Raw genomic sequence first — 26,133 nt, forward strand, 5'->3', positions numbered from 1 at the left:
GGACTTAAAAAATCTTTATTTTTTGCCATGCGTTTTTCCGGCATGGGAAGCAGCAGCTTTGAGGCTCTGCCGTGTGTTGCGCAGCTCTGTCAGATTGGACGAAAGGCTCTCATCCGCGCGGCGCATCAGGTCGTCTACATATTCACTGCTTGCACGGCGCATATCACGCGTCTGCTTCTGCGTAGTTGCAATCAGCTCATTTGCCTGCTTTTGCGCCTGCCGGAGAATTGTTTCCTGATTCATCAGAACCTTAGAACGTTCTTCCGCTACACGGATGATACCGTCGGCTTCTTTTTTTGCATCTGCCAAAATCTTTGCGCGGTCAGCAACAATTGCCCGTGCTTTCCGAACCTCCTGCGGAAGGGATTCGCGCAGTTCATCCAGAATTTGACGGACTTCGTCGCCGTCAACAACCGTGCGGCCATGGCTGAGCGGCAGGCTCCATGCTTTTTCCAACAAAGCATACATCTCGTCAATCAAATCTTCCGAATTCACGGTATTCTCTTCATTCATGTTTGTTCCCTCCTGCATAAATCCGGTCATTTATGTCCTGCATAATGCACTGCGGCACGCATTTTGAAATATCACCGCCAAATACGGCGATCTGTTTTACAACGCTTGAGCTTAAAAACATATTTTCCGCTTGTGTATTAAAAAAAATCGTTTCCAGGTTCGGGTTCAGGTTTCGGTTGGTCAGTGACATCTGAAATTCATACTCAAAATCCGAAAGGGCACGCAGGCCCCGCACAACAGCCACTGCCTGTTTTTGGCGCGCATACTCGGCCAGCAGACCGTGAAAGCTGTCGATTTCCACCTGCGGCAGGTTGAGCGTACAGCGATGGAGCATGTCCATACGCTCCTCTGCTGTAAAGGCGGTCTTTTTTTCGGGGTTGTCCAGCACGGCCACAATCACTTTATCAAACAATTTGCAGGAACGCCGGATGATATCCAGATGTCCCAGCGTCACCGGGTCAAAGCTGCCCGGACAAATTGCCACTCGTTCTTCTTTCACTTTGACACATCCTTATGCACGAAGGTAGTAACCATAATCTTACCGTATCGGTACGTGCGATTTTTTACAAAATCACCAGCGCAGTCCGGCATCGTTTCATCATCAGGATGTTCGCAAAAAATCACACCGCCGGGATTCATCACCGCCGCGCAAAGCGGCAGTGCCTGCTGCAGCAGTCCGGTCCGGTAAGGCGGGTCTAAAAAACAGAGGTCATAAGGTATCGCTTTGCGCTGTAAAAAAAGCAGTGCGTCCGTTTGGTGCACAGCAGCCCGTTGTGCAAGTCCGGTAGCCTCCAAATTTTTTTGAATAACATTGACGCTTTCCTTGCTGCTGTCCAGAAAATCCGCATAGGCAGCACCGCGGCTGAGTGCCTCAATGCCTAACTGACCGGAACCTGCAAAAGCATCCAGCACCCGGCGGCCCTCCACCTGAAATTGAATGATGCTGAAGATGGCTTCCTTTACGCGCTCCGGTGTGGGACGTGTTTCAGAACCTTCCCGTGTAGTGAGGCGGCGGCCCCTGGCTGTACCGGTGATTACACGCATAGATTCGAACCCCTTTCCTCTTGTGGTTTTTCACACCATGGCTACTATTATCGCATTACAGATTGAATCTGTCAACTTCACCTGAAAAAGTTTCAGCAAAATTGGCGGGTTCTATCTTATTTTTCGATTTCGTGGAAGTAATCATAAACTTCCTGTGCTGCCGGGCGGGTCATGTCCGGCGCAAACGCAAGTTCTTCCAGTGTTGCTTCCCGAATAGCCGTTATTGTGCGAAAATGATGCAGCAGCGCTTTTGCGCGTTTTTCTCCGATTCCCTCAATCTGTGTAAGTGAAGAAGCAAAAGCGTGTTTCTTCCTGCTCTGCCGGTGATACCCGATTGCCCAGCGGTGCACTTCGTCCTGAATACTGGAAACCAACGTAAACGCCGCCCGGTGTGAATTGATGGCAATTTCCCCACCATCGCCGGTGATGGCCCGCGTGCGGTGGCTATTGTCCTTCACCATACCAAACAGCGGGATCTGCAGCTTAAAGTGTTCCAGTACAGGGCGCACCGCGCTGACCTGCCCCTTGCCACCGTCCAGCAAAATCAAATCCGGCAGGCGTCCGAAGCCTTCGTTTTCGTCCTTGTGCTGCTCATACTCCTGAAAGCGGCGCGTCAGCACTTCATTCATAGAGCCGTAGTCATCCTGCCCCTCAACGGTTTTGATTTTGAATTTCCGGTAGGCGGATTTCAGCGGACGGCCGTTTTCAAAAACAACCATACCGGCTACATTATCTTCACCGGCTAAATTGGAAATATCATAAGATTCAATATACTGCGGCGGATTCTGCAGCCCCAGCAGCCGCCCAAGCTCGTCCAGTGCACTGGTTTCCCGACCTGTACGCCCGGTAGTTTGAGCCACTTGCTCCGCAGCATTGCTGCGCACCATTTCAGCAAGCTTTGCCTGCTCGCCTTTCTGCGGCACTACCAAATGTACCACACGGCCGGCTTTGGCAGAAAGCCACTGCTCCAGCAAAACCATATTCTCCGCCGGTGCGTCCAGCATCACTCGCGGCGGAATTCGGTCACGAATTGAATAGTACCGCTCAATGAATTCACTTCGTGCGCTCTCCGGCTCACCGACCGGCCCCATCGGAAAGCTCTCGCGGTCGCAAAGCCGTGCATCCTGATATCGAAACACCTGAAAACAGGCAGCGGACGGTCCCTGCGCCAGCGCAATCACATCCTGTTCCGGTATAGAATTGGCAACAACTTTTTGCCGGTCCGCCATGCGTTTAATCGCCTGAAGTCGGTCACGCAGGCGTGCCGCACGCTCAAACTGAAGATTTTCGCTGGCTTCCAGCATTTTCTGTTCCAGCTTCTTCACAGAAGCGGCACTGCCGCCCTGCACAAAGTCAACCGCTTCATCAATCAGCTCCCGATATTCGGACTCTGTGATTTTTCCAAGGCAAGGAGCACAGCACTGCTGGATATAATAGTTCAGGCAAGGTCGCTTTTTCCCGATATCCTGTGGGAAGCGGCGGGTGCAGTCCGGCAAACGGAAAATTTTCAGTGCTTCATCCACGCTCTCTTTCGTTGCCCAGGAACTGACATAAGGCCCCAAGTATTTCGCATCGTCGTCCGCAATCTGCTTCGCCTGCGAAAGCCGCGGCCACGCTTCATTGGTAATTTTAATATAATGATAACCTTTGTCGTCTTTCAGCAGAATATTATACTTTGGCGTATGCTGTTTAATCAAGCTTGCTTCCAGCACCAGTGCTTCAAACTCACTGTCTGTCAAAATATATTCAAACCAATCCACATGGGCAACCATCTGGCGTACTTTTTCCTCATGGTTCTTTTCACTGCCGAAATACTGGCTGACACGGTTTTTCAATGCTTTAGCCTTGCCGATATAAATAATCTCGCCGCTTTTGTCATGCATGATGTAGACACCGGGATGCAGCGGCAGATTCATTGCTTTTTTGCGCAGTTCCCGCCGCTTTTCCTCACTGATCATCTACCCTGCCTCCTCTTTCAGAACTTTATAAAAACAAAAAAGCTGCCCCGGCACGGAAAAGACCGTGTTCACGGGACAGCAGTCTGCCGCAACTTACTCAGCAAAACCAGACTTAACCAATTCAACAAGGCTGTTCACAGCATCTTCCTCGTCAGAACCGTCCGCAATAATGCGGATGGTAGTACCGCCAACAATGCCCAGGGAAAGGACACCGAGCAAGCTCTTTGCATTAACGCGGCGCTCTTCTTTTTCAACCCAGATAGAGGATTTGTACTCGTTGGCTTTCTGAATGAAGAAAGTAGCCGGACGAGCATGCAGGCCAACCTGATTCTGAACTAAAACTTCTTTAACACACATTCTGATTAGCTCCTAACGATTTAAATTTGAAACCACAAATCAAATATACCTGAATAAATGGATGGCAGTTTAAATACTAACACTGTATTTAACTAGTATTATAGCACTTTTCAAAATGCGGTCAATCACCGCGTCGAAAATTCGGGTTTATACCTAAGTGTAAGGTCTTAACGAACAGGCATATTCGTGCAATCTGCTATATTTGTTGAAAATTTTTAGTCTGTCTGCTACAGTTAGCGCGCAAAAATGGTCAATTTCACGTACTGGTATCGTTTTCGCTGTTATCCCTATAACGCATTAAAAATGTCCGGTCTTCATCTGTAAGCAGTGCCTTTTCCAGCATATCCGGACGTTTCCGGAGGGTGCGCAGCAGGCTCTGCTGCCGCCGCCAGCGAGCAATATTGGCGTGATGCCCGGTCATCAGCTCCGGCGGCACACTTTTACCGCGCCAGACCTGCGGGCGGCTGTACTGCGGATATTCCAGCAGCCCATTGTAATGGCTTTCCTCAACAAAGCACTCGTCTGCGGCCAGCACGCCCGGCTGCAGGCGTGCAAGGGAATCAATTAGGCAGAGTGCCGGCAGTTCGCCGCCGGTCAGCACAAAGTCGCCAAGTGAAACTTCCTCATCTACATACTGTTCCAGAACCCGTTCATCCACACCCTCATAATGTCCGCAGAGGATGCAGAGATTTTCGTACTGATTCAATTCTTTGAGCAGCGGCTGATTTAAAGGTCTTCCCTGTGGACTCATAAAAACAATATGCGGTTTTTTCCCAAGTGTTCTGGTAAGGTCATCGAAGCAGGCCGCAATCGGTTCCGCAATGAGCAGCATGCCCTTGCCGCCGCCAAAAACCGTATCATCCACCGTACTGTGTTTGTCATGCGCATAGGTACGCAGCTGATGCGGCACAATCTGCACCGCCCCGCGCTTTCTGCCACGGCCGACAATGCTTTCCGCCAGCACAGCTTCACACATTTCCGGAAAGAGTGTAATCAGGTCAATCCGCATTGAACATACCCTCCAATGGCTCAATTTCCACTGTGTTTTCCTCCAGAGAAATGCGGTGCACAACCTGCGGGACTGCGGGAATCAACGTTGTTTTTCCAGTTTTATCTGTAATTTCATAGACATCATTGGCACCTGTGCCGTACACAGCTGTTAAAGTACCGTACAGTTCACCATCCTGCGAATTGCGCACGGATAAACCGATTAAGTCCTGCTGAAAATAGGCTCCCTCCGGCAGCGCGGCATCATCCCGGCGAAAGCACAATATCCGGCCGCGCAGCGCATCCGCCTGCTCCACCGTTGAAATGCCCTCCAGTGTGACCAACAGCAGACTTTTATGCACACGGGCCGAAAGCACCTTAACTGCGGTTTTCTCTTTTTCCCAGTACAGAGTTTGAAACTGCTTGAGGAATTCCGCAGAGTCACACCACGGCTCAAGCCGCAGTTCCCCGCGAACCCCATGGGTACCCACAATCCGTCCGGCTTCCAGATACTCTGCTTTCATGTATGCCCTCCACGCTGTTTTAATTAAAATTCATGAGTCAAAAAAGTACTGCCGCAAGCAGCAAAGCCTGCGGCAGAAATTCTGAAATTTGTCAGTCTATTTCCACGGACACCTTGGTGTCCTGCCGGGTGGCTGCTGCACGCATAACCACACGGATGGCCTTTGCAATTCTTCCCTGCTTACCGATTACACGCCCCATATCATTTTCTGCAACATGCAGGTGATAAGTGACTGTGCCATCTTCGGCAGGCTCATCCACGGTAACAGTTACAGCCGTAGGGTCTTCAACCAGCCCCTGCGCAATGGAGATCAAGAGTTCTTCCATGGAACAAACCTCCCTTTACTCAGAGAACACCGTTCTGTTTGAAAAGGCGCTTTACGGTATCGGTCGGTTGTGCGCCGTTTTTAATCCAAGTCTGAACTTTTTCAGCGTCAACCTTAACTTCCGCAGGCTCCTTCAGCGGATTGTAATAGCCGATTTCCTCAATGAAGCGGCCGTCGCGCGGGTCACGGGAATCAGCGACTACAATACGATAAAACGGATTTTTCTTTGCGCCCATGCGGCGCAGACGAATCTTAACTGCCATTGTTTTTTACCTCCAAAGTAAAACGTACATGAAATTATAAAATGTATAAATCAGGAGCGCCCGGCCTGCAGCCGCCGCCTCCGTGAATTATCAAAAATTAAAACGGCATTCCGCCAGGCATACCACCGGGCATGCCGCCCATTGGCGGCATAAAGCGGCGCTTGCCCTTTTTTCCCTTCATCATCTTCATCATTTTCTGCATCTGCTCCATCGATTTGAGCAGTTTGTTCACATCCTCGACCTTGGTACCACTGCCGGCCGCTATGCGGCGTTTGCGGGAAGGATTGATTGTTGCAGGCTTTTCGCGTTCTTCCGAAGTCATAGAAAGGATAATGGCTTTCTGGCGGTCGACCAACCGGTCATTCAGCTGGTCATCACTCAGTTTGCGGGTGTCCATACCAATTTTTTCAAGGATACCGCGCATTGGCCCCATCTTTTTGATTTGATCGAACTGTGCAAGCAAGTCGTTAAAATCAAGCTTGTTCTGCAGCATGCGCTTGGCGGTCTTTTCGGCTTCCTTTTCGTCCAGCTTGGTCTGTGCATCCTCAATCAGCGTCAGCACATCACCCATACCAAGGATACGGGACGCCATGCGATCCGGATGAAAAACTTCAATATCATCCAGTTTCTCACCGATACCGGCATATTTAATCGGCTTGCCGGTAACCGCCTTAACAGACAATGCCGCACCGCCGCGGGTGTCGCCATCCAGTTTTGTCAGGATTACACCGGTGATTTCCAACTTTTCATCAAAAATCTTAGAAACATTCACCGCTTCCTGACCGGTCATGCTGTCCACAACCAACAGGATTTCGCTCGGCTGCACCGCTTCTTTGATGTTTTTCAGCTCATCCATCAGCTTGTCATCAATCTGCAGACGGCCGGCGGTATCAATCAGCACAATATCATTGCCATAATCCCTGGCATGCCGAACTGCATCTTTGCTGATCTGAATCGGATTGCCCTGCCCTTCTTCAAAGACAGGCACCCCCGCCTGCTCGCCAATAATCTGCAGCTGCTTAACAGCTGCCGGACGGTACACATCGCACGCCACAAGCATCGGGCGGTGCCCCTGCTTTTTCAGCAGGCGGCCCAGCTTTGCAGCATGGGTCGTTTTGCCGGCGCCCTGCAGGCCGCAGAGCATCACGATACACGGTCCGGAAGAAGGCATTTTCAGGCGGGCTTCTCCGCCGCCCATCAGCTCAGTAAGTTCCTCATTGACGATTTTAACAACCATCTGACCGGGAGTCAGGCTTTCCATGACCTCGCTGCCAATGGCCCGATCGCTGATTTTCTTGGTAAACTCTTTTGCAACTTTGTAGTTTACATCCGCTTCCAGCAGCGCAAGACGCACCTCACGCATTGCAGTCTTCACATCATCTTCCGTCAGCTTGCCCTTGCTTTTCAGCCGCTTGAAAGCAGCGGAAAGTTTGTCTGAAAGGCTTTCAAATGCCATTGCGCGCCTCCTTTAAAGTCAATCTGCCGATTCCAGTTTGTTAAGAATCTTCAGCAGGTTCTCAATCTGTTCCGTAATGGACTTGTCATAAACAAAGCGGCTGTTGTAGTCGCGGATATGCTCCGCATACTGGCGAATCTGCGAAAATGCAGCAGCACGTGCTTTGGATTTCTGCAGCAGGCCGAGATTTTCTTCCATTTCTTTCAACTGTGTTTCTCCGCGTTTAATCGCGTCGCGCACACCCTGCCGGGTAATGCCTTCATTCTGGGCAATTTCCGAAAGGGAAAGATCATCATTATAATAACATGAAATGACATCTCGCTGTTTTTCCGTAAGCATGGAACCATAGTAATCCAATAACAGAGAAATTTCAAAATCCTTTGCCAAAACCCGCTGCCTCCATTTCCTGTAAAGTGCTTTGCTTTACAAGCAAGTATGATTATACCGCATCTTTTGTCCTTTGTCAAGCCGCTGCCGTCTGGATTTCGTTTTTCTTTCCTAAGAACAAACAGAAAACTGCACAGTCCGCAGCTATACACTTGGTACGCCTGCTTTTCACAAGACTTTCACTGTACAAACTACTGCTTTTCCAGTATAATACAAATTGAAAACTATTTAATCTATGCAAAGCATAAAACTTTTTGAATAATCAGGAGGCCTTTATGAAGCAAGTCATTATCATTGGTGCCGGCCCCGCTGGACTTACGGCTGCACACGAACTGCTCTCCCGTGCCGGCAAAGACTGCGCAGTAACGATTTTGGAGGAAAGCGAAGAAGTTGGCGGCATCTCCCGTACCGTGCGCTGGCATGGTAACCGGATGGACATCGGCGGCCACCGGTTCTTTTCCAAAGAAGAACGTGTCAATCGCTGGTGGGCACAGCGTATGCCTGCGCAGGGTTCCCTGCCCTACGACGACAAGGTGCTTGGCCGCATCAGTCCTGTGTCAAAAGGCGGCCCAAACCCAGAAACCGAGAACCGCGTCATGCTGACGCGCAGGCGCGTTTCCCGTATCTACTACAACCGGAAATTTTTTGACTATCCCATTACCATGAAACTGCAGACCTTCCGCAATCTTGGACTTGCCTCCACTGCAAAGGCAGGCTGCAGCTACCTTGCCTCCTGTGTACGGAAGCTGCCGGAAACCAGCTTGGAAAATTTCTATATTAACCGGTTTGGCAAAACACTTTACGGCATGTTTTTTGAAGGTTACACCGAAAAACTCTGGGGACGCCATCCCCGCGACATTTCCGCTGACTGGGGCTCCCAGCGTGTAAAGGGGCTGTCTGTCTCCGCCGTGCTGAAAGATATGCTGAAAAAGGCCACCGGCCGAAAAAATGATAAGACCGAAACTTCCCTGATTGAACAGTTCCAGTACCCGAAATTTGGCCCCGGTCAGCTTTGGGAGGAAACCACAGCGGAAATTTCCGCGATGGGCGGTGTTCTGCGCAAAGGCTGCTGCGTCAAGCAGATTCACACAAGTGGCAGCCGCATCACTTCCGTTACCGTACAGACTGAAAATGGCGCCGAAGAAATCCGTGGCGATTACTTCCTGTCCTCCATGCCAATTAAAGACCTTGTTGGCGGAATGCCGCAGGTTCCCGAAAACATTGCCAAAATTGCAGCGGGTCTGCCGTACCGTGATTTTGTTACAGTTGGTCTGCTTGTTAAAAAACTAAACCTGAAAAACGAAACCGAAATCCGCACACTCGGCAACATTGTGCCGGACTGCTGGATCTACATTCAGGACACCAACGTGCGTCTTGGCCGACTGCAGATTTTTAACAACTGGTCACCTTATATGGTTGCCAAACCGGATGAAACCGTTTGGATTGGTTTAGAATATTTCTGCACAGAGGGCGACAGCTTTTGGAACATGACCGACCAGCAGTGCACCGCATTTGCTGCGGGAGAGCTGGTACGTATGGGTATCCTCTCCTCCCCAGGCGATGTTCTGGATTCTCACCGTGAGCGTGTAAAGAAAGCCTATCCGGCTTACTTTGACACCTACGCCCAAATGGACGAACTTACCGCATATCTGAATCAATTTGAAAATCTGTTCTGCATTGGCCGCAACGGTCAGCACCGCTACAACAACATGGACCACTCCATGATGACCGCTTTCCTTGCAGCTGACAGCATTCTTACCGGCAGCACCGATAAGGAAGCTATTTGGAACGTCAATACAGAAAAGGATTATCAGGAAGAAAAGAAAACTGAGCAGTAAAGGAGTTGTTCCTCATGCATGAACGTGAAAAATGGGAAAGGTGCCTGTTGCACCCCTATCTTCTCCTGATACTCGGCTGCCTGCTGCTCTATATTCTATTTCCGCAGGGCAATACGAACAATGTGCTGGATGCCCGCACAAACGGCTGTTTGGCAGCCCTGCTTGTTAGCGGCTGCATCTGTTTGTATCTCTGGCGGCAGCCCGCCAAAAAGAAACAAGTCACTGAAAATCTGCATTTTGACTCCATACAGGTTCTGATTTGCATTTGTATCGCTGTCTGCGCAGGCTGCTTGTTTTTCATTTACTGCAGCAGTCAATATCAGCTGGAAATGCTTGCACTGCTTGTACTGCTCACATTAGCCGGCATTGGCATCTGGCTGCAGATTTCTCACCGGCTGACTGCCCGCCGCGCCTGCATGCTGCTGGGGGCGGCTGCACTGGTGCTCCGTGCGGTATACATCCTTTATACTTCCTACCTGACACGGCAGCATGACGTTTACCCGGTCAATCAATCTTTGGGGCATCAGGCCTATATTCTGTATTTTGTGAACCACAACTTTGCTCTGCCGGACTTTGACCCCACCTCTGTCTGGGAATTTTACCATCCCCCACTGCACTATTTCCTCAGTGCTTTGTGGGTAAAGCTGCAAATGCTGTTTGGAACAGACACCGCTGTGGCGATTGAAAATGTCCAGTTCCTGACGCTGTTCTACTCCTGCGCAGCCGTCCTTGTCTGTTATCGGATTCTGCGTGCGCTGCACTTTGACGGCAGTGCGCTGACCGCTTGCTTTGCTATTCTCTGCTTCCACCCATCCCTGATCCTGCTTGCAGGCAGCATCAACAATGATATGCTGTGCATTCTGCTTTCTCTGGCTGCGATTCTGTACGCCATCCGCTGGTACCAGAATCCCACTCTAAAAAACATTCTTCTGCTAGCTGCCTGCATCGGGCTCGCCATGATGTCCAAATCCTCCGGTGTTTTAGTTGCCCCAGCGGTGGCAGTCGTTTTCCTTATAAAGCTGCTGAAAACAAAAACAGAGCGCAAAGCGCTCTGGCAGCAATTCGGTGCATTTCTGGCGGTTTGCGCACCGCTCGGCCTGTGGTGGACTGTTTACTGCAAGCTGCGCTTCGGTGTGCCGGTGGGTGCTTTGACTGCCCTGACGCCGGACAATCCACAGTATATCGGCGGATTTAGTATTTCACAGCGCTTCTTTGGCATTGATTGGCAACATCTTTCCGTATTTGAAAATTGGGATTGGCAAAACCATGTTTTTGAGTACAACCTTTTGTTTGCCATGCTAAAGACTTCTCTATTTGATGAAGCAAAGCTCTTTACAGAAGGAGCAGGCCTGTTCTGCGCGCAAACACTGTTTTGGAGCAACTTGCTGCTGATGGCCGCCTCATTGGTTTGTATGGCAGTAACCGTTGTATTTGCGGTGCGCGGCAGCGAAACCACACTGTTGCGGCAGAAAAAGTATCTGCATCGAAATGACGAAGAATTTCTGTCCTATACAGTTCGAATGGAGCCATACAAACTGGAGCCGCGCAAAACACGCATTATGGTACTTTTCTTTGCCGTGCTGTATATCACTTTTCTTGGCTTCTACGTTTGGTTCTGCTTCTCACAGCCATATGCCTGTACACAAAGTTTTCGCTACATTATTCCGACCGTGCTTATTGGTGCGGCAGGAGTCGGCTCTGTGCTGGAGCGCACCCGCCTGGTTCCTACACGCGGCAGAAAGATAATTACATGGGCGCTTTCCCTGCTCTGCACAGTCTTCTGCTTTTTCAGTACGGTGGTTTACCTGCTTGCAGGCGCTTTTCCCGCTCAGTAACCCGCTGCCGTATAACGAAGGATTCTTGCTCTAGTAAAAAGAATACTACAAAAACAGGGCATACACTTCATTACAGATGTGTGCCCTTTTTATGCCAACCACACCATATTTCAGTCCGGCAGAACTTCGACTGCTGCTGGTTTTGAAGACGCTTTTGCACAAATACACGCCCGCTGTGCCGCAATCGTTGCAAGCGAATCCCCCAGTTGTACGAAAGCGGCTGCTGCTACCGCCAATTCTTCATCACTCAATTTCTCGGAAATCACCGCAGCAAATGCTGAAACCCCAACTGTCAGTGAACATGGATTCATTCTAACTTCCCCCTTGCCGCCAAATTGCCTTTTCAGTATATGCAAATTGCTGCTGTTTGGTCACTTACCGGCAAAAAGCACGCAGAAACGGACAATTCCGAATTTGTAAATTTTCTGTTTTTGTGGTTTTCTGCCATACAGCAGAATTGTATCCGCTTTCGCGCTGTGTTATAATACAGCTATGTCACCTGCGGCTTTCTGCCATATGTAAAGGAGCGTTCAAAAATATGAAAAAATTACCGGCAGCATTGGTTGCTCTGCTGCTCTGCGCGGGAGCAGCCTTTACTGTGCCTGTATCCGCCTCATCCTCCCCAGCTGTTTCCTCCCAAGCAGCAGGCAGCTCTGCCTCTGCTGCAGAGGGAACTCCGTTTGAGCTGAAAAACACCTACCTCAAAATGACCATTCCCAAAGGGCTGTATGCCTTTACGCAGGACACAGACGTCAGTGACGAAAATCTTGCAAAAGCCGGCATTGACAACTGGATTTCACAAAAGAAAACCATGCAGGATCAAAGCACCGTGCTCATGGTCTGTGCGCCGCAAAAGCAGTACACCATCAATCTTGGTCAGAAAAACAGTTCTACAACGCAAAAATATTACAATATGACCACCATGTCTGATGCTGACATAAAGTCCCTTATGGACGAAATCAGCAAGCCCCAATCCTCTTTAACGGATGATTCTTCTGCCATAGCGAGCACTGCAAAACGTTACACAAGCAGTGCGAAACTGCCTTTCATTTATATGGAAATGAAAGGCACGATTGAAGGTAAAAGTGTAAAAGAAGTCGCATACTTCACTGTTATTAATGGCTGTGGCTATACATTTGAAACTTATAAAGAAAACGCAAACCTCACCGCTGTGCAGACTGCAAGCCTGAAGGCACTGGTAGACAGCCTGCAGGTCACTAAATTTACAGATAAGCCTGTAGAGGATTCTTCCAGTTCCACAAAAACCATTCTCCTGATGATTTCTCCGCTGTTCCTCATTGTGGCCATCGTTCTTGCAGTCTACCTTACCGGCCGTTTCCGCCGCTCGCGGGAAAACAAGCGGAAAGCACTGCTTCTGGAACGCATTACTGACTACCGCAAACACCAGGATGAAATTGAAGCGGAAGCCCGCGCAAAAGGGCTGCCGCCTGCGGAGCCGGAAGCATTGATTGAAAACACAACGAAGTGTGTTAAAAAGACACTGAAGCGTTTCAGCTGGGTCGATTTGCTGCTGAACCGCAAGGGAACCTGGATTTCCATGTTGATTGCTGCCATTCTCTGTATTGTAGCGGCGGTGGCGGTTTCTACACCGCTGATCAAAGTAATTGCCGCAGTGTGCGCAGTATTCTGTATTCTGCGCCCGCTGTTGATTCCCCGCAAAGTGTTCCAAAACGAGGAAGGCAGTTTCCGCAAAATGAAGAGCCGCAAAATACATTATCAGTTCCGGGAAGAAGATTTCCGTGTTTCCGGTGTTTTCTCCGGCGTTTACCCCTATGTGCAGATTATTCACGTTTATGAAGTGGAACGTTACTTCTACCTTTACCTTGGCGCAAACCATGTTTACATCGTCAACAAACATTCCTTTACCAAAGGTACGGAAGACGACCTGCGCAAGCTGCTGAAAGAAAAATGTCCGGGCTATAAAACCCGCTGAGTCCACAAAAAATGCCGCTGCTTCCGTGTTGGAAGGCAGCGGTATTTTTTACGCAAATTTAATTTTTCAGCAGCTTTTCAACGGTATCCGCAGCTGCGTCGAGCCACGGCGCTTCCACCTGCTCCGCACTGCCGCTGTCAATTTTAGAGGCGATCTGTGGGTCAAGAGGACCACGTGCCAAAACATTCAGATTGTATTTTTTAACGACTTCATCCAAATGGCTTTCACCGAAAACATAAATCTTCTTTCCGCAGTCCGGGCACTGCACATAACTCATGTTTTCAATGACACCGAGAATCGGTACGTTCATCATGCCGGCCATTGTAACCGCCTTGGAAACAATCATCGAAACCAGCTCCTGCGGTGAGGTCACCACAAGAATGCCGTCCAGCGGAATGGACTGAAACACCGTCAGCGGTACATCGCCGGTTCCCGGAGGCATGTCTACAAACAGAAAATCAACGTTCTGCCAAAGTACATCGGTCCAGAACTGTGTAACCATATTAGCGATAATCGGTCCGCGCCAAACAACAGGGTCGGTTTCATTTTCCAGCATCAGGTTGACACTCATCACGTCGATGCCTTTTCCACTTTTACAGGGCAGAATGCACTTGTCCTGCATCAGTGCGCGGCCGTGAATGCCAAACGCTTTCGGAATAGACGGGCCAGTAATATCTGCATCCAGAACGCCGGTGTGGTAGCCACGGCGGTTCAGCAGGACTGCCATCATGGCAGTTACCAAGCTTTTCCCAACGCCGCCCTTACCGCTGACAACCCCAATTACTTTTTTAATACTGCTTTTGGGGTTTGGCTCCTTCAAAAGGCTCTGCGGGTCTTTGCGCTCGCCGCAGTTTTCCCCACAGCTGCTGCAGTCATGCGTACATTCGCTCATTGTAATCACTCCTGTATTATACTTCCAATGCACAATTACCTATCATAAAGAAGAATCCGGTTTTTGTCAAATATAAGCAGATTGGTCAAGTTAAAACTCCATCTTAATGGAGCGCAGAAACAAACCGCTGAGAACACGGTTTGGCTCCTGCCCGCCGTTAATGACTGAATCCACTGCTTTGCAGATAGGCAGTTCTACTGCATAGCGTTCCCCCAGCTGCAGCAAAGCAGTCACGGTCGGCACACCCTCTGCCAATTTTTCATAATGCACATTCTGCACAAAGTCTTCACCGAACTTGCGGTTGTGGCTGTACCGGCTGAAAACAGTCGCCTCATAGTCGCCAAGGTGTGCAAGGCCGTAAGCGGTGATTTCTCTGCCACCCATTGCCTGAATCAGGCGGCCAATTTCGCGCGTACCACGGCTCATCAAAGCACCTTTCAGGGCAGTTTTATTTAAACCATCCAGCATACCGGCGGCAATACCGATTACGTTCTTTGCTGCCGCGCCCACTTCGTTGCCCAGTAAGTCATCCCCAAAGTAAAAGCGAATCAGCGGACTTTCAAAAATTTTTACGACGCGCCGCTTCACTTCCATGGAATCACTGTCAATGACCATACAGTTTGGGATTCCCTGCAGAAAATCCTGCACGTGGCCTGGCCCGACCCACACCGCCAAAGCCACATCCGGCAGAAATTCCCGCACTACCTGTGTCAGTCGCAGACCGGTGGTGGCTTCAATACCTTTCATGCAGAGCACAAACGTTTTTCCGGCACATTCTGCTGCAGTAAGCTCCTGCAAAAAGCTACGCAGGCTCTGCGCTCCCACCGAAATAACAATCACTTCTGCCGACTGCACCGCACCGCGCAGGTTGCTGCTGAATTGCACCGTATCCGGAAACGTAATCAGCTCATTACTGTGTGTCTGCACCAGCTGCTGAAAGTGTGTCGAATTTTCCCGACCGTAAAGTGTGACCGTATGGCTGCACTGCTGTGCCGCATACCACGCAAGAAAGCTGCCCCAGCGGCCGCATCCACATACTGTAACCTTCAATTTGTGTTCTCCTCCTCTGCTTTTCTGCTGCCCGCGCTCTGTTCCGGCAATGCTGACGGCCCAACGTTCGGCAGCTGCTGCTTGATTGTCAGGGAAAACCAGAATGTGCTTCCCTTTCCCATTGCACTGCGCACACCGTAAGCACCGTCGTGCATATCCAAAATAGTTTTGACAATCGACAGACCCAAGCCCGTGCCAATCTGCGCGCGCTTATGTTCCTTGTCGACTTTGTAATAGCGTTTCCAAATATCCTGCAGTTTTTCTTCCGGAATACCCTCACCGGTGTCGGTCACTTCTATTTTTACCTGAGAACCGTCAACTACCTGCCGCAGCATCACCCTGTGGTCGCTGCCGGTGTAAGTAATTGCGTTGTTAATGAGATTATATACAACCTGCGAAATTTTCAGCTCGTCCGCGTAAACAACGACATCCTCATCCGCTTGAAAGGTCAGCACACAGTCGGTCATTTTATCGTAACGATGCAGAATACTGCGAATGTTGTCTGTCAAATCAAATTCCGTTTTCTCAATCTTTTGCGTACCGGACTGCAATTTGCTCAGGTCAAGCGTATCATTGACCAAAGAAGTCAGCCGATTCGCTTCATCTATGATGATCTGCACATTTTCCGGCGTGTTTTCGCCGGGCAGGTCGCGCATGATTTCTGCATAGCCGGAAATCATGGTAAGCGGTGTACGCAGGTCGTGGCTGATATTTGCCACTAAATCTCGCTGAAGATGTTCGACCTTGCCCAATTCCCGTGCCGCATAGTTCAGCGTATGCGCCAGCTGTGAGATCTCATGGTATGCATTTTCATCAAATGAAACATCATAATCGCCGGTTGCAAGTTCCTTGGCGGTTTCCGTAATCCGGATAATCGGGGAACTGATATGGTGAGAAAGGTACAGCGCCAACAGCGCACCTACCCCCAGCAGAATCAGTGTCAACCAAATAATTTGTGTGCGGATAGTGCGAATGGTCGCATCCATCGGGGTCAGAAGCGTGTAAAGGAAAATCATGTATTCGTTCCCACTGCCGTCCTGCTTCACCGTTGCGTACACCTGCGCACGGTTGGAACTATCTTTACCGCCGCCCTTACTATCTATGATTTCATAATGTTTGCCACCCTCCGCCACGGTCTTTTGCAGCACCTCCATTAAGTGCTGGCCAATTAAAACCGAAAAACGGTTCGGCGAAAAATCATTGTTAAAAATAATTTGGCCATCCGCACGGATCCCGACCGCATAAATTTGTCCGCTGCGGGCGGTGTTCTCAATCATATCACTTAAATTCGGGCTGTAAAGATTCTGCTGAATCGTTTCCGCAGCCTCGCTAAGTTCGTTTCGCTTCGTCTGCTCATAAAACTGATCAAAAAAAACCGTTTGAAACAGCCAGAGCACCACCAGTACCACTGCGGCAAAAGCCGCAAAGGAACCAAATATGCGCCACTTGATGCTGACGTTTTTCCATGATTCAAACAGATGATTTACAGAAACACGGTGCGGTCCACGCGGCGGCCTTTGTTCCGGCGAAGCCGGCACCGGTTTGCTCTGTGCCGCCAGCGGCTCATTCTGCTTCAAAACGGTACCCCACTCCCCTGAGTGTCACAATGAATTTTGCGTAGGGGCCAAGACTCCTTCTCAGCAGCTTAATGTGCGTATCCAGTGTACGGTCATCCCCATAAAAGTCGTAGCCCCACACATTGGTGATCAGCTGCTCACGCGTCAAAGCGATATTACGGTTGCTGACCATATAGAACAAAAGGTCATATTCTTTCGGCGAAAGTTCAGCTTTTTCCCCGTCCAGTGTTACAATGCGGCCGGTAAAATCAATCGTCAGTCCCTCGAAAGAAACGACCTCTTTCTGCGGACCGCTGCCGGACTTTGCGCGCTTAATGATAGCACCCACACGCATCATCAGTTCCTTTGGTGAAAACGGTTTTACAACATAGTCGTCAATGCCAAGTTCAAAGCCGTGGATTTTATCGTATTCCTCACCGCGGGCAGAAAGCATCAGTACCGGTGAATCACAGACTTTGCGGATTTCTTTCACAGCAGAGAAACCGTCCAGTTCCGGCATCATAACATCCATAACGATCAGGTCGAAATCCCGCGGGTGGTCGCGGCAGGTCTGTACCGCTTCCATACCATCCCCGGCCTCCACAACTGCGTAGCCCTCAAACTCCGCATACTTGCGTATCAGCAGGCGAATCTTTTCCTCATCATCAACCACTAAAATACGATACATCTGAATTCCTCCTCAAAAAGCAGTTATTCTCCCAATCATTACTTTATTATAGCGCACCCTTAGGCGACCTGCAAATCCTGTCAGTGTAGGGATTATCATTTCTGAATTAAACATAATCTATCCATGTGAACAGCCCGTGAAAAGTTTTTCATCATAAGATGAAAAGCAAAACGCTTGCACCCCGCCGCAAAATACGGTATAGTTATAGTAAATAAATTTAGTAATGTTTCCGGCAGCCTGCACCGCAGCCGGAAAATCAGAAAGAAGGAGCCGGATGAAATTATCCACACGCAGCCGCTACGCTTTAGAGGGAATGCTTTACATAGCCGCATATGGGCAGGACAGGCCTGTTCCAATAAAAGAAATCGCAGAGAAAACCGGCATCTCCATGGCCTATCTGGAACAGATCTTTTTTCTGCTGAAAAAGGCCGGCATCACTTCCACCATTCGCGGCAGCCGAGGTGGTTTTGTTGCTGCCAAGCCACTGCAGGAAATTACCGCCGGCATGATCGTACGTGCAATTGACGGAGCGATTTCCCCAGTAAGCTGCGTTGAAGATCCGCAGCAGTGCGCCACCAAGAGGTTGGCTGTCTGCCCGACACGTCCACTGTGGATTGAAGTGACAAACGCAATTTCCAGTACGCTGGACAGCATGACGATGGAAGATCTGCGCAGCGGCTTTCTGGCAGAAAGCGAGGCACAGAAAGAATGAAAATTTCCACGAAAGGCCGGTATGGCCTGCGCGCCATGCTGGCACTCATTCGAAATGATGATGAGTTGGTCTCCCTCTCCACGATTGCCCAGAAAGAGTCCCTTTCGCTGAACTATCTGGAAAGTATTTTTTCCCAGATGAAGCGTGCTGATTTGGTCATAGGCGTAACCGGTGCACAAGGCGGTTACCGCCTGACCCGGCACGCTGACCAAGTCAGCGTTTATGAAGTTCTGCGTGCGCTGGAAGGCAGTCTTTCCGTAACGGAACCGGAAACTTCCATGCCGCCTATCCGCCAGTATTTAACGGACCACGTTTGGAACGTCATTGACGGAAAGGTTGAAAAAATTCTGCGCAGTATGTCTCTGCAGGATTTGGCAGCAAACCGCAAGTAAAAGCAAAACGGTCTGCGCGACTGAGAAAGTCTGCGCAGACCGTTTTGTTATATTTTAGTAATTGGCGTTTTTATAAATTTCATAAGCTGCCGGAATATCCAGCTTGCAGAACGTGCCAACTGTACGTTCACCGCCGTACATACAGTTGGAGGCAAGCTGTTTGAGCACTTCGTCAGACTGAATACCAACTCCCTGCAGTTCAGAGAAACAGGTCGGCATGCCGAGGGAACGGAAAAAGCGTACCGTCAGCATAATGCCCGCTTTCGCTTTTTCCTCTGTTTCGCCGTTCCAAACGCCCCAAACTTTTTCCGCATAGCGTGCAAAACGCTCCGGCGCACTGGACATTACGTAATTTGCCCAGGAATCCCACACAGCAGAAAGGCTGGCACCGTGAGCAACGTCAAACATAGCGCTGAGCTCATGTCCAAGCTGATGGACTGAAAAATCTTTTTCATTGCCAAGGCCGGTCAAGTTGTTGTGGGAAACACTGCCGCTCCACATCAGCTCACTCATGGCATCATAATTTGTTTGGTCGCAGTGTGCCACGCGGCCGTTGCGGACAATTACGCGCATCACTGCTTCTGCAATTTCATCTGTCAGCTGATTGTTGCGGTCAATGGTGAAGTAACGGTCAAGCGTATGCATCAGCATATCCGTAATGCCGCAGGAAAGCTGAAAACTCGGCAGCGTGTATGTAAGCTCCGGGTTGAGCACCGCAAATTGGGGGCGGTTGAAGTCCGTGTTCAAACCGCGTTTGCGCTTCGTTTCCTCATCAGTTAAAACAGCGGAGTCGCTGGTTTCGCTGCCCGCCGCCGGAATTGTCAGAACCACGCCGACCGGATAAGCGCCGGTCACTGCTTCTTTACGCGTCCAGAAATCCCAGATATCCTTTCCCGGATGTGCAAGGCCAATGGCAACTGCCTTGGCAGTATCAATGACGCTGCCGCCGCCGACTGCCAGTACAAAGTCCGCGCCAAACAACTCTGCGCGTTTTTCAGCTTCTCTGGCAAACGACAGGCGGGGATTCGGATGCACACCGCCCATGATTTCCGCCGCGATTCCCGCCTGCTGCAAAACCGTTTCAATCCGGTCAATCAAGCCGCTGCGTTTGGCACTGCCGCCGCCGTAAAGCACCAGCACGCGGCTGCCGCCATACTTTTTGATTTTTTCGGCTGTCTTCAGTTCGGCATCTTTTCCAAATACGACCTCTGTAGGACATTTATATTCAAAACTCTGCATTTGCCCAATACCTCTCCTTCAACACAAAGAGCGGGCGCTCCGGCATACACTTTCCGCAGACCGGATGCCCGCTTCTCTATTTATTCGGCTTCAAAGAACACTTTCATGGCCTGATACGTCATATATTCATCCAGTTTGCTGGTAACTTCAAACGGTGCATGCATGGACAGCACCGGCACACCAACATCGACAACGTCAACATTCATGCCGGCAATATACATAGCAACCGTTCCGCCGCCGCCTGCGTCGATTTTGCCAAGCTCGCCAATCTGCCAGAGGACCTCGTTCTCGTCAAACAGACGGCGAATCTCGGAAACAAATTCTGCACAGGCATCGCTGGTGTCATACTTGCCGCGTGCACCGGTATACTTGGACATACCAACACCATTGTTAAGATAAGTGGAGTTGTTTGCCTCATATGCATCCGGGTAATTCGGGTCAAACGCCGCTGTGACGTCCGCAGACAGGCAACGGGACTTTGCCAGCACATGGCGAACTTTCAGACCTTCTGCGTCTGCAAGGTCTTCAATGAAGTCATGCAGATAGTTAGAATCCAAACCTGTGTTGCCAACACTGCCGATTTCTTCGCGGTCAGCAAGGACCGTAATCGCGGTGCGCTTCGGTGTTTTGGTTTTAACAGCTGCCATCAGCTCTGCATAGGCGCAGGAGCGGTCATCCTGACCGTAGGCACCAACCAGCGCACGGTCAAAACCAATGTCACAGGGATGAAATGCGGGTGTAAACGCAATATCAGCGGAAACAAAATCTTCCTCTGTAATGCCGTACTGTTCGTTGAGCAGCTTCATTACATTCAGCTTAAACAGGCGCTCACCGTCTTCGTCGCGAACCGGGCGGCTGCCAACCAGAACATTCAGTTTTTCACCCTCAATTGCCTTGTCAGCCGTTTTTTTGGACTGCTCACTGGAAAGGTGTGGCAGCAGGTCGCTGATGGTGAACAGCGGGTCGCCCGGCTCTTCGCCAAGACGCAGGTCAATATTGGTGCCGTCCTTGCGGCAGATGCGGCCGTGCATGGACAGCGGAATGGTTGTCCACTGATATTTTTTAATACCGCCGTAGTAGTGCGTTTTCAGCTGGGCAAGGTCGTTCTGCTCAAACAACGGATGCGGCTTCAAGTCCAAACGTGGGCAATCAATGTGCGCAGCAGCGATATGAACGCCCTCTTTGCAGCCCTCTGTACCGATAACTGCCAGAATCAAAGACTTAGAACGGTTGTTGTAGTAGACTTTGTCCCCTGCTTTGTATTTTTTGTCTGCATCAAAGGGTACAAAACCTGCATCTTCTGCAATTTTAACCGCAGTGGTAACCGCTTCACGCTCTGTTTTGGAATTTTCAAGAAAATCCTTGTAACCCTCGCAGAAAGCATCCGCCTTTTTAATTTTGGAATCGCTGACAGAGAAAAAACCGTTTTTACGGTTCACTAACAATTTCTCTGCAAGCTCCTTTGCATCTGGTTTATCATTTTTTTTAGCCATTTGTAGTCCTCCATTCATTTCGTCACTGATGACGAATTGTGTGTATAATATAATTTCTTATATTGTGCGTAGTTATCCATAACTTTTTTCGCATATGCCCGCGTTTCAGAAAAAGGAATCTGTTTGAGTGTTTTTCCGTCAGCAGAATAATTTTTATTTTTCAGCCAGCCGCTGACGTTTCCCATACCGGCATTATAAGCCGCAAGAGTGGTGCTCTGATTTGGAAACAGTTTTTCTAAAGTAGCAAGATATTTGCAGCCAAAGCGAATGTTCACCTTCGGGTCATACAAATCATCTGTTGTATACTGCTTTTTATCGCTTTTATCCATTGTGGAAAGCATCCAGGAAAAAGTATCCGGCATAATCTGCATCAGGCCAACCGCCCCCGCCTGCGACACACACTTCGGGTCAAAGCCGCTTTCCTGCTTGATGACTGCGTAAACCAAAGCCGGTTCAACATGAAATTCCTTTGCTTCCAGTTCAACGTATTCAGAATAGGTGCGCGGATAAGAAGCATACTCCAGCTGCTGGCTTGACTTCTGCATGGACAGTGTACAGACATACGCAATCAATGCAAATATAACCACAACTGCCATCACGATCAATGTACGGTTGCGAATAGCAATCATGCGGTGCACTCTTGTCCGTGCGCTGTCGGAAACTCTGCTCATATACTCTCTCCCAGCCAAGCCTGCAGCTGCTTTTGGGCATGTTGGGGTACTTCCTGCGGCAGAAGTGAACCGTCCAATATGCAGTCTGCATGCTCTTTAAAATAGTCATCTCCATACTGAGATGCCATACGCAGCCACGCTTCTTCCTCACTGATTTTGTCACGCTGCATAATTCGTTTCAGCCTGATCTGCTGCGGTGCCAGTACAGCGGCAACCAAAGTGCACATTTTTTCAAGGCCGCCCTCAAACAGCTGTGGTGCATCAATGATAATAATGCCGATTCCCCGCTGCTCATACTCCGTAATTTCATGAGTAATCTGTTCCAGAATTGCCGGATGTGTAACCGCATTCAGCCGCTGCACAGACTGTTTATCCGCAAAAGCGCGGCTTGCCAGCAGACGCCGGTCCAGCACACCGTTTTTTAGGATATCCCCACCAAATTCCATCTGCAGCGCCTTTTGTACGGCAGGATCCTCAACCACTTTCCGCGCCAGCTTGTCGCAGTCAATGACCGCACAGCCAAGCGTACGAAATGCCGCCGACCATGTGGACTTTCCAGCGCCGGTAGGCCCGGTCAGGCCGATTATCCTGCTATGCAAGGGAAAGCACCTCAAATCCGGCTGCACGCATCAGGCGGTTGTAAACAGCAAGCCCCACTCCTTTTGGCTCCGGGCAGCGTGCATAAACCGTACTGGCACCGTGTTCATCAAACTCACGCAGTGCATCGAACAGTTCCCGCGCCATCGCGTCGTCGTCTGTACTGCCGCCGTAGCAGATTGCCGGGACCTGCAGCTTTTCATCATCGCCGTTGTAGCAAAGCGCCATAACGCCCGGCTCAGCATGTGCATTGACATATGCCGCGTACTGTGCGTCGTTTCCCTTCAAAATAATGACATTTGCCTTCGGGGAGTAATGTTTGTATTTCATGCCCGGTGAAACCGCACGTACACCCTCTTTCAGCGGGTGCAGTACCGCGTCGTCCATTTCGACGGTACCCAGAACCGCACGCAACTGTTCCAGGGTGATTCCACCGGGACGAAGCAGGCGCGGTGGATTGGTTGCCAGCGTAATTACCGTACTTTCCACACCGACTCCGCAGGGACCACCGTCCAGCACCGCATCAATCTTACCGCTCAGGTCATGCAGTACATGCTGTGCAGTAGTCGGGCTGGGCCTGCCGGATGTATTTGCAGAAGGTGCCGCAAGCGGCAGACCGCTTTCCGTAATAATCCGCTGTGCTGCCGGATGTGACGGAAAGCGGATTGCCACTGTAGGCAGGCCGGCACTTACCTCATTTGGAATACACGGAGCCTTCGGTAAAATCATGGTCATAGGCCCCGGCCAAAAAGCCTTTGCCAGCTTTTTCGCCGAATCCGGCACTTCCGCAACCAAATCATAAATCTGCTCAAACTTTGAAATATGGACAATCAGTGGGTTGTCTGCCGGGCGTCCTTTCGCCGCAAAAATTTTTGCGGCAGCGGCACCGTCCAGTGCGTTTGCGGCAAGTCCGTAAACAGTTTCCGTAGGAATACCAACCAAGCCGCCGCTGCGTAATATTTGCGCGGCGCGCGCAAAGCCCTCATCATTTGCCTGCAGGGATTCTGTCTGCATAGATCTTCCTCCTTTATGCTTCCTGCCCGCCTTGTACAGAATCTTCCAGCTGACTGGAGCGGTCAGCTGAAATCAGCGGGTCGATTACTTCATCCAATGAACCGTTGAGAATATCCTCCAGCCTGTAAATCGTCAGGCCGATGCGATGATCCGTTACACGGCTCTGTGGATAGTTGTAAGTGCGAATACGTTCACTGCGGTCACCGGTGCCAACCTGACTTCGGCGCTCGGAAGCGATTGCATCATCATGCTTGCGCTGCTCAATATCAAGCAGCCGGCTGCGCAGAACGCGCATGGCCTTATCTTTGTTTTTGTACTGGCTTCGTTCGTCCTGACACTCTACTACCATGCCACTTGGCAGATGCGTAATGCGAATAGCAGAGCTGGTCTTGTTAATGTGCTGACCACCCGCACCGCTGGAACGGAATGTGTCAATCTGCAGATCTTTCGGGTCTATCTGCAGTTCCACTTCGTCTGCTTCCGGCAGCACTGCTACCGTCGCTGTGGAAGTGTGGATACGCCCCTGCGCCTCTGTTTCCGGAACACGCTGCACACGGTGAACACCGCTTTCGTATTTCAGGCGGGACCACGCGCCCTGTCCGGAAACCATGAAACTGATTTCCTTGTACCCGCCAAGTTCCGTCTCATTAACATTCAAGATTTCTGTGTTCCAGCCACGATTCTGTGCGTACATGGAGTACATGCGGTACAGCACTGCGGAAAACAATGCGGCTTCCTCACCGCCTGCGCCGCCGCGAATCTCAACAATCACATTCTTGTCATCGTTCGGGTCTTTCGGTAAAAGTAGGATCTTGATTTCTTCGGTCAGGTGCGCAAGTTCCTGCTCTGCTTCCTTGAGCTGCTGCGCTGCAAGCTCGTGCAAGTCGCGGCTGCTGTTGTCTGCAAGCAGTTCCTGCGCTTCCGCGCGGTCTGCTTCCGCTTTTTGGAAACTGCGATAGTGTACCACAAGCGGTTCCAGTCCACTGTATTCTTTCATCAATTCTGTATACAGACTTTGATTTGCAGTAACTGCCGGGTCGCAAAGACGCACATTCAGTTCTTCAAACCGTCTTTCAAAGGCTGCAAGATTTTCAAACATAAATGGAATAACTCCTTTCGGGGCAGTGCTCCAAACTGGGAATGGAATGCGTCAGGTATTCTGCTTTTCACCCGCTTCTGGCGCTGGATGTGTGATTCGGCGGATGTTCTTTTCGCATTTTCGCCGTGGCAGCATAATTTCTCTGCCGCAGGAGGTACAGCGGATTTTAAAATCCATACCTGCACGCAAAACCAAAAACGTACCGCACCCGCACGGGTGCGGTTTTTTCATCAGCAGCAAATCACCGGGACGAACATCCATCCTCACCGCTCCTTTCGCATGTGCACATATGTTATAAGTATAGCATTCCTCTGCGGCGGAAACAATATCCTTTTTATGAATTTCTCCTTCTTTTCGGCACAAAACTTGCACTTTATTTCCTTCCTGTGTAATATTAACAGCAGAAAGCTTGGCTTTGCTACCTGACTTATCCCGTAGCACTAATTTGCAAAGGAGTGTTCCATATGATACAGCAGCAGTCTGCGCTGACCCCGCAGGAAATACTTCACGGCCTTTCAACAAGGGTTCTCGGCCAAAAAATCGACTGCCTTTCTGTTACCGATTCAACAAACACAGAAGTGAAAAAACTTGCTGAAAGCGGTGCGCCGGACGGCTCTACTGTCACTGCTGAACGCCAAACCGGCGGCAAAGGCCGCCTTGGCCGTGTGTGGGACAGCCCCCCCACCGGCGGGCTTTACTTTACAGTTCTTCTGCGCGGGAAGCATCTGCCGGAGCCGCTGACGAACATCACCCTGCTTGCGGGGCTTGCTGTCTGTACTGCTCTACGGGAACTTTTTTGTGTGGATGCACGCATCAAGTGGCCCAACGACATTGTTGTGGACAGCAAAAAGATCTGCGGAATCCTCGCAGAAGCCGGATTTGAAAACGGCAGAGTCAGCTGGGCTGCCGTGGGAATCGGTATTAATGTAAACAACACTGCTTTCCCGGAAGAACTTGCATACCGCGCCACGTCCCTGCTTTTGGAAACCGGAAAACCGCAGAGCCGCTGTACCGTACTGCAGCAGGTTCTGGAAAAATTTGAACCGCTGCTGGAAGTGGGAATACTGCCGCAGGCATACACGGATTTGTGTATTTCCCTTGACAAGCAGGTAAGCTTTACACAAAACCGACAAACTTTTATCGGGCAAGCCCGCGGCATTACACCCGATGGAGAGCTCCTTGTGGTACTGCCGGATAACTCCACAGTCGCAGTCGGTTCCGGTGAAGTAGTTGTACAGGGAATTTACGGGGAAAAGGTATAAAAAGCGCAAAAGGACTTCCGCCACATAA

Annotated in this window: 29 protein-coding genes; 6 read left to right on the forward strand and 23 right to left on the reverse strand. The window is 50.2% G+C overall.

Annotated elements, in window-relative coordinates; genetic code table 11:
* Positions 1-15 precede the first annotated feature (15 nt).
* The 11 genes from H6X83_RS08255 to ylxM form a co-directional block, all read right to left on the reverse strand.
* Positions 16-513: an ATP synthase subunit B family protein gene (locus tag H6X83_RS08255; protein ID WP_246419096.1), complete on the reverse strand. Its 498-nt coding sequence runs from the start codon at positions 511-513 to the stop codon at positions 16-18.
* Positions 506-1,012: a pantetheine-phosphate adenylyltransferase gene (gene coaD / locus H6X83_RS08260; RefSeq protein ID WP_212506023.1), complete on the reverse strand. Its 507-nt coding sequence runs from the start codon at positions 1,010-1,012 to the stop codon at positions 506-508. The genes H6X83_RS08255 and coaD overlap by 8 nt, the downstream gene beginning before the upstream one ends.
* Entirely contained in the window at positions 1,009-1,557 is a 549-nt protein-coding gene (gene rsmD / locus H6X83_RS08265) for a 16S rRNA (guanine(966)-N(2))-methyltransferase RsmD (protein ID WP_212506024.1), read from the reverse strand. Before rsmD ends, coaD begins: the two co-directional genes overlap by 4 nt.
* Positions 1,558-1,673: 116 nt before the next feature.
* Positions 1,674-3,515, reverse strand: a complete 1,842-nt coding sequence (gene uvrC, locus H6X83_RS08270) for an excinuclease ABC subunit UvrC (protein WP_212506025.1) — start codon at positions 3,513-3,515, stop codon at positions 1,674-1,676.
* Between the two features lie 93 nt (positions 3,516-3,608).
* Entirely contained in the window at positions 3,609-3,872 is a 264-nt protein-coding gene (locus H6X83_RS08275) for an HPr family phosphocarrier protein (protein WP_212506026.1), read from the reverse strand.
* 256 nt (positions 3,873-4,128) lie between these two features.
* Positions 4,129-4,881 (reverse strand): tRNA (guanosine(37)-N1)-methyltransferase TrmD, encoded by a 753-nt coding sequence (trmD, locus tag H6X83_RS08280; protein ID WP_212506027.1) that lies wholly within the window; start codon positions 4,879-4,881, stop codon positions 4,129-4,131.
* A complete protein-coding gene (rimM, locus tag H6X83_RS08285; RefSeq protein ID WP_212506028.1) occupies positions 4,871-5,383 on the reverse strand; it encodes a ribosome maturation factor RimM in 513 nt (170 codons plus the stop codon). The genes trmD and rimM overlap by 11 nt, the downstream gene beginning before the upstream one ends.
* Before the next feature lie 91 nt (positions 5,384-5,474).
* On the reverse strand, positions 5,475-5,708 hold the full coding sequence (locus tag H6X83_RS08290; RefSeq protein WP_212506029.1) for a KH domain-containing protein: 234 nt from the start codon (positions 5,706-5,708) through the stop codon (positions 5,475-5,477).
* 19 nt (positions 5,709-5,727) lie between these two features.
* Positions 5,728-5,970, reverse strand: coding sequence for a 30S ribosomal protein S16 (gene rpsP, locus H6X83_RS08295; RefSeq protein ID WP_212506030.1), 243 nt, complete (start codon positions 5,968-5,970; stop codon positions 5,728-5,730).
* A gap of 97 nt (positions 5,971-6,067) precedes the next feature.
* Entirely contained in the window at positions 6,068-7,426 is a 1,359-nt protein-coding gene (gene ffh / locus H6X83_RS08300; protein ID WP_212506031.1) for a signal recognition particle protein, read from the reverse strand.
* 18 nt (positions 7,427-7,444) lie between these two features.
* Complete coding sequence (ylxM, locus tag H6X83_RS08305; protein ID WP_212506032.1) at positions 7,445-7,813, reverse strand: YlxM family DNA-binding protein; 369 nt, start codon at positions 7,811-7,813, stop codon at positions 7,445-7,447.
* A 275-nt stretch (positions 7,814-8,088) separates the two neighbouring features.
* Here ylxM and H6X83_RS08310 point away from each other — a divergent pair, with 275 nt between their 5' ends.
* Together H6X83_RS08310 and H6X83_RS08315 are read left to right on the forward strand one after the other, a co-directional pair.
* Positions 8,089-9,651, forward strand: coding sequence for an NAD(P)/FAD-dependent oxidoreductase (locus H6X83_RS08310; protein ID WP_212506033.1), 1,563 nt, complete (start codon positions 8,089-8,091; stop codon positions 9,649-9,651).
* A gap of 14 nt (positions 9,652-9,665) precedes the next feature.
* Complete coding sequence (locus tag H6X83_RS08315) at positions 9,666-11,486, forward strand: ArnT family glycosyltransferase (RefSeq protein ID WP_212506034.1); 1,821 nt, start codon at positions 9,666-9,668, stop codon at positions 11,484-11,486.
* Between the two features lie 110 nt (positions 11,487-11,596).
* Here H6X83_RS08315 and H6X83_RS08320 read toward each other — a convergent pair whose 3' ends face one another.
* Positions 11,597-11,797, reverse strand: coding sequence for a DUF6774 domain-containing protein (locus tag H6X83_RS08320; protein WP_212506035.1), 201 nt, complete (start codon positions 11,795-11,797; stop codon positions 11,597-11,599).
* A gap of 227 nt (positions 11,798-12,024) precedes the next feature.
* Between H6X83_RS08320 and H6X83_RS08325 the strand changes: the two genes are divergently transcribed.
* The gene (locus tag H6X83_RS08325) at positions 12,025-13,440 is read left to right on the forward strand and encodes a YcxB family protein (RefSeq protein WP_212506036.1); all 1,416 of its coding nucleotides are present in this window, start codon (positions 12,025-12,027) and stop codon (positions 13,438-13,440) included.
* A gap of 58 nt (positions 13,441-13,498) precedes the next feature.
* Here the strand turns inward: H6X83_RS08325 and H6X83_RS08330 are convergent, their stop codons facing one another.
* The 4 genes from H6X83_RS08330 to H6X83_RS08345 form a co-directional block, all read right to left on the reverse strand.
* Complete coding sequence (locus H6X83_RS08330; RefSeq protein ID WP_212506037.1) at positions 13,499-14,332, reverse strand: Mrp/NBP35 family ATP-binding protein; 834 nt, start codon at positions 14,330-14,332, stop codon at positions 13,499-13,501.
* Positions 14,333-14,422: 90 nt separating this feature from the next.
* Complete coding sequence (locus H6X83_RS08335) at positions 14,423-15,382, reverse strand: NAD(P)H-dependent glycerol-3-phosphate dehydrogenase (protein WP_212506038.1); 960 nt, start codon at positions 15,380-15,382, stop codon at positions 14,423-14,425.
* A complete protein-coding gene (locus H6X83_RS08340) occupies positions 15,379-16,959 on the reverse strand; it encodes a sensor histidine kinase (protein WP_246419105.1) in 1,581 nt (526 codons plus the stop codon). Before H6X83_RS08340 ends, H6X83_RS08335 begins: the two co-directional genes overlap by 4 nt.
* A complete protein-coding gene (locus tag H6X83_RS08345) occupies positions 16,946-17,626 on the reverse strand; it encodes a response regulator transcription factor (RefSeq protein ID WP_212506039.1) in 681 nt (226 codons plus the stop codon). Before H6X83_RS08345 ends, H6X83_RS08340 begins: the two co-directional genes overlap by 14 nt.
* A gap of 274 nt (positions 17,627-17,900) precedes the next feature.
* Here H6X83_RS08345 and H6X83_RS08350 point away from each other — a divergent pair, with 274 nt between their 5' ends.
* Entirely contained in the window at positions 17,901-18,338 is a 438-nt protein-coding gene (locus H6X83_RS08350; RefSeq protein ID WP_212506040.1) for an RrF2 family transcriptional regulator, read from the forward strand.
* Positions 18,335-18,730, forward strand: a complete 396-nt coding sequence (locus H6X83_RS08355; protein ID WP_212506041.1) for an RrF2 family transcriptional regulator — start codon at positions 18,335-18,337, stop codon at positions 18,728-18,730. The genes H6X83_RS08350 and H6X83_RS08355 overlap by 4 nt, the downstream gene beginning before the upstream one ends.
* A 54-nt stretch (positions 18,731-18,784) precedes the next feature.
* Here H6X83_RS08355 and H6X83_RS08360 read toward each other — a convergent pair whose 3' ends face one another.
* The 7 genes from H6X83_RS08360 to H6X83_RS08390 form a co-directional block, all read right to left on the reverse strand.
* Positions 18,785-19,969, reverse strand: coding sequence for an iron-containing alcohol dehydrogenase (locus tag H6X83_RS08360; protein ID WP_212506042.1), 1,185 nt, complete (start codon positions 19,967-19,969; stop codon positions 18,785-18,787).
* Between the two features lie 80 nt (positions 19,970-20,049).
* Positions 20,050-21,462, reverse strand: coding sequence for an aminopeptidase (locus H6X83_RS08365; RefSeq protein WP_212506043.1), 1,413 nt, complete (start codon positions 21,460-21,462; stop codon positions 20,050-20,052).
* A gap of 14 nt (positions 21,463-21,476) precedes the next feature.
* Positions 21,477-22,133, reverse strand: coding sequence for a lytic transglycosylase domain-containing protein (locus tag H6X83_RS08370; RefSeq protein WP_212506044.1), 657 nt, complete (start codon positions 22,131-22,133; stop codon positions 21,477-21,479).
* Complete coding sequence (gene coaE, locus H6X83_RS08375; protein WP_212506045.1) at positions 22,130-22,732, reverse strand: dephospho-CoA kinase; 603 nt, start codon at positions 22,730-22,732, stop codon at positions 22,130-22,132. Before coaE ends, H6X83_RS08370 begins: the two co-directional genes overlap by 4 nt.
* On the reverse strand, positions 22,725-23,744 hold the full coding sequence (locus tag H6X83_RS08380; protein WP_212506046.1) for an L-threonylcarbamoyladenylate synthase: 1,020 nt from the start codon (positions 23,742-23,744) through the stop codon (positions 22,725-22,727). Before H6X83_RS08380 ends, coaE begins: the two co-directional genes overlap by 8 nt.
* Positions 23,745-23,757: 13 nt before the next feature.
* Positions 23,758-24,843, reverse strand: coding sequence for a peptide chain release factor 1 (gene prfA / locus H6X83_RS08385; protein ID WP_212506047.1), 1,086 nt, complete (start codon positions 24,841-24,843; stop codon positions 23,758-23,760).
* 51 nt (positions 24,844-24,894) lie between these two features.
* Entirely contained in the window at positions 24,895-25,104 is a 210-nt protein-coding gene (locus tag H6X83_RS08390; protein WP_212506048.1) for a DUF951 domain-containing protein, read from the reverse strand.
* 203 nt (positions 25,105-25,307) lie between these two features.
* Between H6X83_RS08390 and H6X83_RS08395 the strand changes: the two genes are divergently transcribed.
* Positions 25,308-26,105, forward strand: coding sequence for a biotin--[acetyl-CoA-carboxylase] ligase (locus tag H6X83_RS08395; protein WP_212506049.1), 798 nt, complete (start codon positions 25,308-25,310; stop codon positions 26,103-26,105).
* Positions 26,106-26,133: the final 28 nt, after the last annotated feature.

The organism is Caproicibacterium amylolyticum, assembly GCF_014467055.1.
Lineage (GTDB): Bacteria > Bacillota > Clostridia > Oscillospirales > Acutalibacteraceae > Caproicibacterium > Caproicibacterium amylolyticum.

What these genes read in the sequence shown, in the direction of transcription:
- H6X83_RS08360 (WP_212506042.1), bottom strand. Translation starts at nt 19,969, where the DNA reads ATGCAGAGTTTTGAATATAAATGTCCTACAGAGGTCGTATTTGGAAAA.
- rpsP (WP_212506030.1), bottom strand. Translation starts at nt 5,970, where the DNA reads ATGGCAGTTAAGATTCGTCTGCGCCGCATGGGCGCAAAGAAAAATCCG.
- H6X83_RS08370 (WP_212506044.1), bottom strand. Translation starts at nt 22,133, where the DNA reads ATGAGCAGAGTTTCCGACAGCGCACGGACAAGAGTGCACCGCATGATT.
- rimM (WP_212506028.1), bottom strand. Translation starts at nt 5,383, where the DNA reads ATGAAAGCAGAGTATCTGGAAGCCGGACGGATTGTGGGTACCCATGGG.
- H6X83_RS08320 (WP_212506035.1), bottom strand. Translation starts at nt 11,797, where the DNA reads ATGAATCCATGTTCACTGACAGTTGGGGTTTCAGCATTTGCTGCGGTG.
- rsmD (WP_212506024.1), bottom strand. Translation starts at nt 1,557, where the DNA reads ATGCGTGTAATCACCGGTACAGCCAGGGGCCGCCGCCTCACTACACGG.
- H6X83_RS08330 (WP_212506037.1), bottom strand. Translation starts at nt 14,332, where the DNA reads ATGAGCGAATGTACGCATGACTGCAGCAGCTGTGGGGAAAACTGCGGC.
- trmD (WP_212506027.1), bottom strand. Translation starts at nt 4,881, where the DNA reads ATGCGGATTGACCTGATTACACTCTTTCCGGAAATGTGTGAAGCTGTG.
- H6X83_RS08325 (WP_212506036.1), top strand. Translation starts at nt 12,025, where the DNA reads ATGAAAAAATTACCGGCAGCATTGGTTGCTCTGCTGCTCTGCGCGGGA.
- H6X83_RS08345 (WP_212506039.1), bottom strand. Translation starts at nt 17,626, where the DNA reads ATGTATCGTATTTTAGTGGTTGATGATGAGGAAAAGATTCGCCTGCTG.
- uvrC (WP_212506025.1), bottom strand. Translation starts at nt 3,515, where the DNA reads ATGATCAGTGAGGAAAAGCGGCGGGAACTGCGCAAAAAAGCAATGAAT.
- H6X83_RS08390 (WP_212506048.1), bottom strand. Translation starts at nt 25,104, where the DNA reads ATGGATGTTCGTCCCGGTGATTTGCTGCTGATGAAAAAACCGCACCCG.
- ffh (WP_212506031.1), bottom strand. Translation starts at nt 7,426, where the DNA reads ATGGCATTTGAAAGCCTTTCAGACAAACTTTCCGCTGCTTTCAAGCGG.
- H6X83_RS08365 (WP_212506043.1), bottom strand. Translation starts at nt 21,462, where the DNA reads ATGGCTAAAAAAAATGATAAACCAGATGCAAAGGAGCTTGCAGAGAAA.
- H6X83_RS08315 (WP_212506034.1), top strand. Translation starts at nt 9,666, where the DNA reads ATGCATGAACGTGAAAAATGGGAAAGGTGCCTGTTGCACCCCTATCTT.
- H6X83_RS08310 (WP_212506033.1), top strand. Translation starts at nt 8,089, where the DNA reads ATGAAGCAAGTCATTATCATTGGTGCCGGCCCCGCTGGACTTACGGCT.
- prfA (WP_212506047.1), bottom strand. Translation starts at nt 24,843, where the DNA reads ATGTTTGAAAATCTTGCAGCCTTTGAAAGACGGTTTGAAGAACTGAAT.
- H6X83_RS08290 (WP_212506029.1), bottom strand. Translation starts at nt 5,708, where the DNA reads ATGGAAGAACTCTTGATCTCCATTGCGCAGGGGCTGGTTGAAGACCCT.
- H6X83_RS08255 (WP_246419096.1), bottom strand. Translation starts at nt 513, where the DNA reads ATGAATGAAGAGAATACCGTGAATTCGGAAGATTTGATTGACGAGATG.
- H6X83_RS08355 (WP_212506041.1), top strand. Translation starts at nt 18,335, where the DNA reads ATGAAAATTTCCACGAAAGGCCGGTATGGCCTGCGCGCCATGCTGGCA.
- H6X83_RS08275 (WP_212506026.1), bottom strand. Translation starts at nt 3,872, where the DNA reads ATGTGTGTTAAAGAAGTTTTAGTTCAGAATCAGGTTGGCCTGCATGCT.
- H6X83_RS08395 (WP_212506049.1), top strand. Translation starts at nt 25,308, where the DNA reads ATGATACAGCAGCAGTCTGCGCTGACCCCGCAGGAAATACTTCACGGC.
- H6X83_RS08380 (WP_212506046.1), bottom strand. Translation starts at nt 23,744, where the DNA reads ATGCAGACAGAATCCCTGCAGGCAAATGATGAGGGCTTTGCGCGCGCC.
- H6X83_RS08350 (WP_212506040.1), top strand. Translation starts at nt 17,901, where the DNA reads ATGAAATTATCCACACGCAGCCGCTACGCTTTAGAGGGAATGCTTTAC.